This is a genomic window from Treponema sp. Marseille-Q4523, assembly GCF_016901105.1.
Lineage (GTDB): Bacteria > Spirochaetota > Spirochaetia > Treponematales > Treponemataceae > Treponema_D.
In genome coordinates, this window is record NZ_JAFEVM010000012.1 from 1 (window position 1) to 11,395 (window position 11,395).

The following is an 11,395-nucleotide window of genomic DNA, read 5'->3' on the forward strand; positions in this document are numbered from 1 at the left end:
CTTAAAAATAGTAAACATTAAGTTATATGAAATTATGTGTTGGTTTTAATGATTGAGAGATGATTTTTTTATAAAATATTGTATACTATGAAAAATAGATGGAAGGTGTGATAAACAGTTCGGCAGAAATTCAGCCTCACTGTTTATCTGCCGAGTTTGCCTTTCGGCAAACGTCGCATTATGAGAGGTACCTATGTCGGAATTAGCTTTTAAGCAACTTTCAGCACAAGTTGATATGCTTTCTTATACTGAGAAAATTAAATTACTTGATAAGATAGTACGGACTTTACACAGACCCGTAAAAACTCATAAAAGAGAATTCTCAGACTTTAATGCGGTTTTCGGTTTGTGGAAAGACAGGCATCTTTCTGTTGAGGAAATAAGAAGCAAGTCTTGGGGTCGTTCTTAATGATTTATCTTTGTGATACTTGCGTTCTTATAGACTATCTTCGTGGAAAAACCGAAGTTCAGCAAAAACTTGAGCAAGACAAAGGACTGGGTTTGGGAATGTCTTCTATTACTTATTACGAATATCAAAGACTTTCAGTTTATTCCTGATTTGGCTTTGGTGTAGATTAAGATATAGTTTTTGTATAGAAAAGAACGCCTAACACCTGCTTCAACCTGACATTGCCTTTTTCGATGGAAGCCGCGCAATAAGCGGCGAACGGCGCGCGGTGAGAATTGGTCGTACAGATACAGTTTGTTCTACTGCCCGCATACCGGTTAGGGATAGAAGCGGAAATTGCCGAAGACGATTGGAGCGGATAGCCCGACCCGCCTGAGGCGGGGAACCCCCTGAAAAAACGCTAAAATCGGTTTTTGTGATAAAGAGAACCGGACAAAAGAATCATAGCTTCGTTCACCGACATTCGATTTAATAATTATTAATCGTATCTTACTCTGCGGGTGCGAACTCTTTCCACGCGGCGTTTACTTCGCGGATGTAGGATTTTTTTGCGGTATCGGAAAGGAATGACGCGTTGAAGCCGTTGCAGATGAGGCGCTTGATTTCAGGAAGCGTAAAGTGCAGCTTCTTATAACATTTCCAATATTCTTCGATGAGCGTCGTTTTGAAAAAGAGCGGATCGTCGGTGTTTACGGTAACGAAGATGTTTTCGTCATACATACGGCGGATCGGATGGTTTTCGACGGTATCGATAAAGCGCTTCGTAAATACGTTGCTCGTAATGCATACTTCGAGCGGAAGCTGTGTTTCGGCGAGGTAGGCCATGAGTTCGGGATCCTGTACCGATGTGATGCCGTGACCGATGCGTTCGGCGCGGAGAAATTTGATCGTGTCCCATACGGATTCGGGACCGACGTCTTCACCCGCGTGTGCGACTGCGTGAAAGCCGTCCGCGTGCGCGCGCGAAAATACGGGTTCGAAATTTTTTGCGGGACCCTTTTGTTCGGCTCCTCCGAGTCCGATGCCGATGATGTCTTTGCACGGATACTGCTTGAGCAGTTCGTAATTTTTCATCGCATTGTTACAACCGAATGTGCGCGATACGTCGAGCAGGAGTTTTATGACGATATTGTATTTTTCTTTGATCTCGGCGATTTTTTCTGAAAAGAGCGAAATCATTTCACCGTAGTCGAATCCTTTTTTTAAAAACGCGGATGGGGCGAAAAAGGCTTCGCAGTAGACGATATTGTTTTTGGCAAGGTACTTTCCGAAGTCGTCGAAAACGTATTTGAAATCGGAGACGGATTGAAATAGATCCTGTACGGCGAGAAAGGCTTTGATAAAGCCGTTGAGATTATCGTATGAAAAGAGTTCGGCTTCGTCCGCAGCGCTCATCTTTTTTCCGAAGCGCCGCTCGTACAATTTTTCGATCGTACGAAACGACATGACGGCTTCGAGGTGGATGTGTATTTCCGCTTTCGGTATCTTTGCCAAAAAAGAGTAAAACTCGGTTTCTTTCAATTATAATCTCCGTAAGATTTCCCGCGAAAAATCCGACTTTATATATATCGGCACATTTTCGTTAAATCTTAAGCATGGCGGAAAGCTCTTTTACGATGCGATGGAATACGGCGCATGCGTCTTCGACAGGCTTGCTTTCGCTCATGTCGACGCCTGCGATTTTGAGCGATTCTATCGGATAGCGCGAGCCGCCCGATTGCAAAAATCTGAAATAATCGTCGCGTTCGGTTTTGCCTCCGTTCAATACGCGCTCGGCAAGCGCAAGCGATGCCGAAATCCCCGTCGCGTATTTATATACGTAAAACGCGCTGTAAAAGTGCGGGATACGCAAACCTTCCATATCGCTGTTTGTTTCAAACCGCATTTCGCTTCCGAAATACTTTTCGAGAAGCGATCGATAGGTTTTTCGAAGCAGTTCCGCGGAAAGAGGCTCTCCCGCCTCGACGAATTCGTGCGCTTTCAGTTCGTATTCGGCAAACATCGTTTGGCGGTACAGCGTCGCAAGTATGTCGCCCGCATGGCTTGCGAGGAGATAAGCTTTCATATCGTCGGTTTCCGCGCGCTTTAAAAGATAGCGAAACACGAGTTCTTCGTTGAACGTCGATGCGACTTCGGCTTCGAAAATCGTGTAGTTGTACTGCATATAGGGATTCGCGTGTACCGAATACCACGTGTGCATCGAATGCCCGCCTTCATGCGCCATCGTAAACACGTCGCGGATGACGTCGTCTTTGTAGTTGAGCAGGATAAACGGATTTCCCGTGTATACGCCGCTTGAAAACGCGCCGCTGCGCTTTCCTTTGTTTTCATAGCGGTCGACCCAGCCGCCGAGAAGTCCGCTGCAGAGCCGGTCGGTGTATTCGCTTCCGAGAGGAGAAAGCGCTTCGCGGCATATTTCGACCGCTTCTTCGTAACTCGTGTTCGTTCGCACGTTTTTGACGAGCGGCACGTATACGTCCCAGTGGCGCAGTTCGGTAAGACCGAGCGCTTTTTTTCTGAGCGCGTAATACTCGTGGAGCGCGGGAAGATTTTTATGCACGGTGTCGATGAGATTGCGGTAGACGCTTACGGGCACATTGTCGGGATAGAGCGCTTTTTCGAGGCAGGTGGCATAGCCTCGCGCGCGCATCGAAAACACGTCCTGATTGACGCTTCCCGAATAAAGGGAAGCGAGCGTGTGTTCGTACGCTTCGAAAGTGCCGTAGAATTTTTTGTATGCGTTTTCGCGGACGCTCCGATCGGGATTGTCCATAAACACGCTCCACGTCGACTGCGTCAAAGGTTTTTCTACTCCGCCGACTGTCACCGTGCCGAAGCGCAGATCCGCGTCGGTAAACACGGTAAAAGCTTTGTGTGCGGCGGATGCGCTTTCGCTTTGCAGCGACATGATGCGCTCTTCTTTTTCGCTTAAAATATAACGCTTCATGCGAAGCAGTTTCGACAAAAAGACGCGGTAATCGCGGAAAGCGTCTTCTTCCATCCAAGCCCGTATCTTTTCATCGGGGATCGATTGGACTTCGGGATTGAAAAAACTCGTCGCCGCGAGGTATTTCGTGTACGCCATACGAGCGCGCCCCTCTTTATTTTGAGCGGCGGAGTCGGTTTCATCTGCGGTGAGCTGCAGGCTCGCGTAATTGAAAACGGCTTCGAGTTTTTTGTCGGCAGCTTCGTACGCTTTGAGTGCCGAAAGCAGTGTTTTATCGGATTCGGAAAGCCTGCCTTTGTACGCGGCGACTTTTTCGGTGAGCGCTTCGATTTCTGCGAGCGCTTTTTCCCAATCGCCGTCGGATGCGAACAGCGACGATAAATCCCATCTGTCGGAAGAGGGAACGTCTTTTCGAAGCGGAACTGAATGCTGTGTCATACCGTTATTATAGCGCATATCGCCTTTTTTTACACCCGCGATTTTACGTGTGCGGAGCATGTGTGCGCGGGGTAATGTACAAAATCCTCCGTTCCGGCTATAATAAAAACTTATGAACAGAAAACTCATCACATCGGCGCTTCCGTACGTCAATAACGTTCCTCACCTCGGAAATCTCATTCAAATGCTTTCAGCCGACGTCTTTGCACGCTTTTGCAGAAGCAGGGGCTACGATACGCTGTACATCTGCGGTACCGACGAATACGGCACGGCGACCGAGACGAAAGCGCTCGAAGAGGGCAAAACGCCGCGCGAACTCTGCGATCACTATTATAAACTGCACACGGAAATATACGATTGGTTTCACATCGCTTTCGACAAATTCGGACGCACGTCGAACGAAGAGATTAAAGACGTTACGCAGGAAATTTTTAACGATCTCGATGCGAACGGCTTTATCAAAGAGCACGTGACAAAGCAGCTCTTTTGTCCGCACTGCAATATGTTTTTGGCCGACCGTTATGTGCGCGGCACCTGTCCCAAATGCGGAAGTGAAGACGCGAGAGGCGATCAGTGCGAAACCTGCGGCAGCCTCCTCGATCCGACCGATTTAATAAAAGCGAAATGCGCTACCTGCGGTTCTTCCCCCGAAGTGCGGGAGACGAAGCACTTGTACATCGATTTGCCTGCGATTGAGGGGCGTCTCGAAAAATGGATGGAAAAGGCGAGTATCGAAGGAAAGTGGAGCGCGAACGCGATTCAAATGACAAAGGCGTGGATAAGAGACGGCTTAAACGAGCGTGCAATCACGCGCGATTTGAAATGGGGCATACCCGTGCCGAAAGAAGGCTACGAAGACAAAGTCTTTTACGTGTGGTTCGACGCGCCGATCGGCTATATTTCGATAACGCTCCAGCTCGCAAACGAACTCGCTGCGGCGGGAAAAAAATCCTTCGACTATAAAAGCTGGTGGCTTCCGTCCGAATCCGATGAAGCGGCGGCCAAAATACCCGTCGAGCTTTTTCAATTTATCGGCAAAGACAATATCCCCTTTCACACGGTCGTCTTTCCGTCGAGCCTGCTCGGAAGCGGACGCGATTGGACAAAGCTCTTTCACATGAGTTCGACCGAATTTTTAAATTATGAAGACGGCAAATTTTCGAAGTCGAAGGGCGTCGGCGTATTCGGAACGGATGCGAAGGAAAGCGGTATTCCCGCAGATGCGTGGCGGTTTTACATCTTTTACAACCGTCCGGAAAAATCCGACTATCAATTTACATGGAAGGATTTTCAGGAAAAATATAATGCGGAACTTATCGGAAATCTCGGCAATCTCGTAAACCGCACGCTGCTGTTCGTCAACAAATACTACGGCGGCAAAATCCCCGACGCTCCTGAAGACGAAGCGCTGTGGGCGGAAGTAAAAGCGCGGGAGCGGAGAATTACCGAACTGCTTGAATGGGCGGATCTCAAAGACGCATTCCGCGAAATCTTTGCGATAAGCGATATCGGAAACAAAGCGTTCCAAGCGGCCGAGCCGTGGAAAACGCGCAACACCGATCCTGAAAAAGCGGCAAAGCTCATACACAATCTGTGCTATGTCATAAAAGATTTGATGATATTGGCGGCGCCCTATCTCCCGCAGTATGCGCAAAAAGTCGCTTCGTTTTTCGGTAAAACGATCACCGAAAAGCGTATCGGAGCGGACGATCCGGAAGGTGCGCTTAGGTGGAGCGATCTCGGAAAAACCGAGGGTCTTTCGGAGATAGGAGCGACGAGCGTATACTTTACGCCGATGGACGATAAGACGATGAAAGCTTTTAAAGAGCGTTTTTCGGGCAATCAAAAATCGCGCGAAGAAGGGACGCTCGGAAAACCGAGTGCGCAAAAGGCAAAGACCGAAAAAAAAGAGCCTGCCCTCGCAGCCGACATGTGCGCGCATTTTAATAAATTCGTTTCGCTCAAAGTCGCAAAGATCGTTTCCGTCGAACGCAATCCCGAATCGGATAAGCTCTATATAGAACACCTCGACGACGGAAGCGGTACGGAGCGCGTCATTCAAAGCGGGCTCGTGCCGTATTTAAAAGAAGACGAATTGCTCGGAAAGCACATCATCCTCGTCGATAACCTCGCTCCTCGGAAAATGCGCGGGATCGAAAGCCGCGGTATGCTCCTTGCGGCGGATTACACCGATGAAGCGGGCAAAGAATGCGTCGAACTCGTAACGGCTCCGTGGGCGGCTCCCGGCACTCCGGTCGTGCTTGAAGGAGAGGATCCTTCGGCACAAAAAGAAAAAGAGATAAGTGCGGATGTGTTTTTTCAAATCGAAATAAAAGTGCATGACCGCGAGGTCGTCATTCAGGATAAAAAACTCACGGCGGACGGAAAAGCGCTTACGACGGAAAAAACCGTAAACGGCGGAGTAGCATAACAAGTGTTTGCTTTTACGATTGCGCCGCTCTCTCCGCGCTCGCTTGCCGACGGAGGAGAGCGTTTTTTGCAGTCGCCGTTTTGGGCGGCGTTTAAATCCCGTCACGGCTGGAAATCGCTCTTTTTCGATGTCCGATCGGAGGGCGGTGCTTTTACCGTTTCGGTTCTCGTGCGGCGCTTTGCAAAATATTTTTCCATCGCCTATATTCCGATGATGCCGTCGTTTTTGCACGATGAAACACAAAACGGTGTTGCAGGCGATTGCCGAGCGGATGCCGCCTCGTATGCGCAGTTTTTAGCGGAGTTTTCAGAGTCTCTTAAAGGCTTTCTCCCCAATCACACGCTTTGCATACGCTTCGATCCCGCCCTCGATTTTTATTCGATATCTTCGCGCGATTTTTTTGTCGCAGAGCTGAAGCAAGCGGCCGCTTCGGAAAAACTGGCGATCGTCAAAACGAAAACCGATATTCAGCCGCCCGATACGACGCTTATCGATTTGACAAAATCGGAAGATGAACTCCTTTCTGCAATGCGGAGCAAGTGGCGTTACAATATCCGCCTTGCACAAAAAAAGGGCGTCGTCGTCCGCGCATACCGCGCGCGAACCGATAAGGCGGACGTTCGCTCGCTTGATTCCGACGCCTCGCGTGCTCTTGATATTTTTTACGAACTCTATAAGACGACGGCGAGCCGCGACGGCATTGCGATCCACGCAAAAAAATACTATGAAGACCTTTTCGCTTTGAGCGCTTCACATAAAGACGCCCCGCTCATCACGGTCTATATCGCATCGCACGAAGGGGAAAACCTCGCGTCGATCATCATGCTCTTTTCTAAAAGCGAAGCGGTCTATCTCTACGGCGCTTCTTCAAACGCCAAACGAAACCTCATGCCCGCCTATCTTTTGCAGTGGACTGCGATATGCGATGCGAAATCTTACGGATCGGTCGTCTACGATTTTTACGGTATGCCGCCGTCTGACGATAAAAATCATCCGATGTACGGTCTCTATCTTTTTAAAACGGGATTCGGCGGGCGCATCGTGCATCGCCCGGGATCCCTCGATTTTCCGCTTTCGCCGCTCTATGCGCCCTATGCGTTTGCCGAAAGCGCGAGAGCGTTTTATCATAAACGCATCAAAAAAATTCTTGCAGGTCGTGCCTTATGAATATGGAAGCCTTTGTTTTGGGCTGCGGCGGAATGATGCCGCTCCCGTACCGCCATCTCACATCGGTGCTTTTGCGCCGCGAAGGAGAGCTCTTTTTATTCGACGGAGGAGAGGGAACGCAAGTGTCGCTCAGGCGTCTCAATCTCAAGTGGAAAAAGATAAATGCGATTTTCGTGTCGCACACCCACGCCGATCACGTAACGGGGCTGCCCGGCATTATGATGCTCTCTTCGCAAGTAGACCGCACCGAGCCGCTGTATATCTACGGCCCGCCGAAGATCGCCGAATATATCGAAACGAGCCGCAAAGTGCTCGACATGTTTATCAATTATCCCGTTGTCGTAAAAGAGATCACAGCTCCCTGCGTCGTGCACGGAGGGGAAGGGTTTTATATCCGGGCTTTTCCGCTCGCGCACACGAAAACCTGCGTCGGCTATACGCTCGAAGAACTCGATCGACCGGGTGAGTTCAGTCCCGAAAAAGCGAAAGCGCTCAAAGTGCCGATGGGGCCGCTGTGGGGAAAACTGCAAAAAGGCGAGAGCGTTACGGCTTCCGACGGAAAAACCGTTACGCCCGATCAAGTGCTCGGCCCCTCGCGGAGCGGAAGGAAGTTCAGTTATGTGACCGACACGCTCTATAAACCGTCGATCGCGGACGAAGTGCGCGGAAGCGATCTTTTGATCTGCGAAGGTATGTTCGAAGAAGCGCTCATCGATCAGGCGAGAGAAAAAAAACACATGACGGCAAAACAGGCCGCGACGATCGCGCGCGACGCCGGCGCGAAGCGCATGGCGATGATCCACTACAGCCCGCGTTATACCGACAGAGAGCTTTCCGTTTTGCTCGACGAAGCGCGGACGATCTTTCCCGCCGCGGAACTCACCAAAGACCGTATGCATTTCGACATCCCCTATGTCGAATAAAGGGGCGGCCGGCGGTCGGTTTCCTCGATAGTCGGTTTCCGACGAATGGCGACACAAAATATTTGTGAGTAAATATTTTGTACGGCTTTGTCACGCTCTTGACGTACTGCGCGAATTTTGCGATACTGGAAAACACTATTCGATGTAAGGAGAATGTCGTGCCCTGCGGAAAAAAAAGAAAGCGTCAAAAGATGGCGACACATAAGCGAAAGAAGATGCTCAGGAAAAACAGACACAAGAGCAAGTGATTTTTGCTTAGACTTTGTGAATAGGCCGCGTGTGTTCATGTAACCGTCGCGGTCTTTTTTGTTTGTAATTACGGAGGTTTTTTACGATCCTTTCCGGCATACGTTCTCCTCAAGATATTAAAAAACTTCCGCCGTCCGCTCTTCCTTTTCTCGCGCGCGAAATCAGAAAAACGATTATCGAAGTCGTCGGCAAAAACGGAGGTCACCTCGCAAGCAATCTCGGCGTCGTGGAACTTACGATCGCGCTGCACCGCGTGTTTTCGAGTCCCGAAGACGCGATCGTGTGGGATGTAAGCCACCAGTGCTACGCGCACAAGCTGCTGACCGGTCGCTATGCTTCGTTTCCGACGCTCCGACTTTCGGGCGGCATTTCGGGGTTTACGCGGAGAGGTGAAAGCGAACACGATTTTTTCAGCGCGGGTCACGCGTCGACGTCGATCTCTTCGGCGCTCGGCCTCCTCGTTTCAAGGAGCATTCAAAACAAAAGCGGAAAGGTTGTCGCTGTCATCGGCGACGGAGCGCTTACGGGGGGGATGGCTTTTGAAGCGTTGTCGCACGCGGGACAGCTTGCAAAAAATCTCATCGTCGTGCTCAACGACAATCAGATGTCGATCGATCACAATACGGGATCCATTTCGCGCTATCTTTCGCGGATGACGATGTCAGCCCAGTATCAAACCGTCCGCTATAAAATCGACCGCTTTATCGACCGCGTGCCGTATTTTAATAAAAAACTTGAAAAGCTCGCGTTCCGCTTTAAACGCGCCCTCAAGGGCATGTTTTTGACGAACAATTTGTTTGTCGATTTGGGATTCGAATACGTAGGCCCCTTGAACGGTCACGACGAACAGACGCTTGAGAGCGTGTTCCGCCGCGTCGAAAAACTTCCGCGTCCGGTCGTCGTCCACGTCGTAACGAAAAAGGGCAAGGGTTACAGTCCCGCCGAAGACAATCCGGAGCGCTTTCACGGCATCGGTCCCTTTCTCATATCCGACGGCACGGTCGAAAAATTCGATGAAGTGAGTTTTACCCAATCGTTCAGCGATGCCCTCCTTTCGCTTGCCGAAACGAACGAAAAGATCGTCGCGGTGACGGCCGCCATGGCGAAGGGCACGGGATTGAGCGCTTTTGCCCGCCGTTATCCGAAGCGCTTTTTCGACGTCGGTATCGCAGAAGAACACGCCGTTACCTTTGCAGGCGCTCTCGCGCGGGGCGGTCTCGTGCCGGTCGTATGCATCTATTCGACCTTTATCCAGCGGGCGATCGATCAAATGATCCACGATATCGCGCTGCAGGGCGTTCATGCCGTTTTTATGCTCGACCGCTCAGGAGCCGTTCCCGGAGACGGGGAAACGCATCAGGGCTTGTTCGATATCGCTCTTTTGCGCCCGATCCCTCATCTTCGTATATTGTGTCCCGCGAGCGCCGAAGATTTGAAACGCTGTCTTTCTTTTGCCGTCGAGGCGGACGGTGCGACGGTGATCCGCTATCCGAAGCTCTCGTGCCCTTCCGAGCAGGTATCTTTTTCTTCCGCGGTCGAAGAGGGCAGGGGCGTCATCGTTTCGGCAGCGGATATCGCACCTTTGCAAGCGGCGGAATTCGAAGAAAAAAAAGCGGGAACTTTTTTCCGCACGCTCTTTGTGTGTACGGGCGGAATGTACGCGGAAACGCTCGTCGCATCGCGATCGCTTTTGATGAAGGGTATATATGCCGATATCTACGCGCTCCGTTTTATTAAGCCTATAGATGAAGAGTATTTTGCGCGCATCGCCTCTTCTTATGACGGAGCGGTCATCGTTGAAGACGGAGTTTCGACCGGCGGTATCGCTTCGTATCTGGAAGGAATCTTGGTAAAACGCGGCATGCGAAATGTTGCGATAAAGGCGTTTGAAAATCGATTTTATTCGCAGGGAACACGATCCGAAATCTGCCGGGATGCGCATATGTCGAGCGAAGACATTGCAAAGGCGGCACTGTACTTCGCCGAAAGTCGAAACGCCTAAAGGGGTACAACCGGTGAAAACGCTTTTTCTCAAAGACGGAATTATTAAAACGGATGAGTGCGCTTTTGTCATGGGCATCGTAAATGCGACGCCCGATTCGTTTTGGGAAGGGAGCAGAGGAGACGAAGCGCTTGCGTTAAAGCTCATCGATGAAGGAGCCGACATCATCGACATAGGCGGGGAATCGACAAGGCCGGGGGCGGCATACGTGTCGGCGGAAGAAGAGATACGGCGCATCATTCCTGTGATAAAAAAAATTCGCTCAGCATCGCCCGTAGCGATTTCAGTCGATACTCGGAAAAAAAAAGTGATCGAAGCGGCCCTTTCGGAAGGCGCGGATATTTTAAACGACGTTTCCGCGCTCGAAGACGACGAGGGCATCGCGTCCTTTGCCGCCGAAAAGGGGATCCCCGTCATACTGATGCACAAACGCGGAATTCCTGCTATAATGCAAAACGATACGTCGTACCGCGATGTATTTCGGGAAGTGGACGCGTACCTTGACTCTCGCGTTTCGTATGCGCTTTCACGAGGCATCGAGCCGAATAAAATCATCGTCGATCCGGGAATCGGTTTCGGCAAAGATTTCGAAGCGAATCGCATTCTTATTAAAAACTGCGGAAAGCTTTGCGGCGGCTCTTATCCCGTTCTCATGGCGCTGTCGCGGAAAACCTGCATCGGCGAGATGACGAGGAAGCGCGCCGAAGATCGGCTCTGCGGTACGATTGCGGCGGATATGATCGCCGTCATGAATGGTGCGTCCATCATCCGCGTGCACGACGTCGGAGCCGCTTTCGATTCGCTTCGCGTGATGAAAGCATTAGATTGA

At 50.5% G+C, this 11,395-nt stretch carries 8 protein-coding genes; 6 read left to right on the forward strand and 2 right to left on the reverse strand.

Annotated features, from left to right (window positions below; translation table 11 throughout):
* Nucleotides 1-193: 193 nt before the first annotated feature.
* Nucleotides 194-409 (forward strand): hypothetical protein, encoded by a 216-nt coding sequence (locus tag JSQ97_RS05230; RefSeq protein WP_016521345.1) that lies wholly within the window; start codon nucleotides 194-196, stop codon nucleotides 407-409.
* Between the two features lie 489 nt (nucleotides 410-898).
* Here the strand turns inward: JSQ97_RS05230 and add are convergent, their stop codons facing one another.
* Nucleotides 899-1,930: an adenosine deaminase gene (gene add, locus JSQ97_RS05235; protein ID WP_187384621.1), complete on the reverse strand. Its 1,032-nt coding sequence runs from the start codon at nucleotides 1,928-1,930 to the stop codon at nucleotides 899-901.
* 61 nt (nucleotides 1,931-1,991) lie between these two features.
* Nucleotides 1,992-3,794 (reverse strand): oligoendopeptidase F, encoded by a 1,803-nt coding sequence (pepF, locus tag JSQ97_RS05240; protein ID WP_205075087.1) that lies wholly within the window; start codon nucleotides 3,792-3,794, stop codon nucleotides 1,992-1,994.
* Nucleotides 3,795-3,906: 112 nt separating this feature from the next.
* Between pepF and metG the strand changes: the two genes are divergently transcribed.
* The 5 genes from metG to folP all read left to right on the forward strand — a co-directional run bounded on the left by metG (nucleotide 3,907) and on the right by folP (nucleotide 11,395).
* Nucleotides 3,907-6,225 (forward strand): methionine--tRNA ligase, encoded by a 2,319-nt coding sequence (gene metG, locus JSQ97_RS05245; protein WP_205075088.1) that lies wholly within the window; start codon nucleotides 3,907-3,909, stop codon nucleotides 6,223-6,225.
* 3 nt (nucleotides 6,226-6,228) lie between these two features.
* Nucleotides 6,229-7,392 carry a lipid II:glycine glycyltransferase FemX gene (locus JSQ97_RS05250; protein ID WP_205075089.1) on the forward strand — a complete coding sequence of 388 codons (1,164 nt, stop codon included), beginning with the start codon at nucleotides 6,229-6,231 and terminating at the stop codon, nucleotides 7,390-7,392.
* On the forward strand, nucleotides 7,389-8,315 hold the full coding sequence (locus tag JSQ97_RS05255; RefSeq protein WP_205075090.1) for a ribonuclease Z: 927 nt from the start codon (nucleotides 7,389-7,391) through the stop codon (nucleotides 8,313-8,315). Before JSQ97_RS05250 ends, JSQ97_RS05255 begins: the two co-directional genes overlap by 4 nt.
* 334 nt (nucleotides 8,316-8,649) lie before the next feature.
* The gene (gene dxs / locus JSQ97_RS05260; RefSeq protein WP_205075139.1) at nucleotides 8,650-10,566 is read left to right on the forward strand and encodes a 1-deoxy-D-xylulose-5-phosphate synthase; all 1,917 of its coding nucleotides are present in this window, start codon (nucleotides 8,650-8,652) and stop codon (nucleotides 10,564-10,566) included.
* 13 nt (nucleotides 10,567-10,579) lie between these two features.
* Complete coding sequence (gene folP / locus JSQ97_RS05265) at nucleotides 10,580-11,395, forward strand: dihydropteroate synthase (RefSeq protein ID WP_205075091.1); 816 nt, start codon at nucleotides 10,580-10,582, stop codon at nucleotides 11,393-11,395.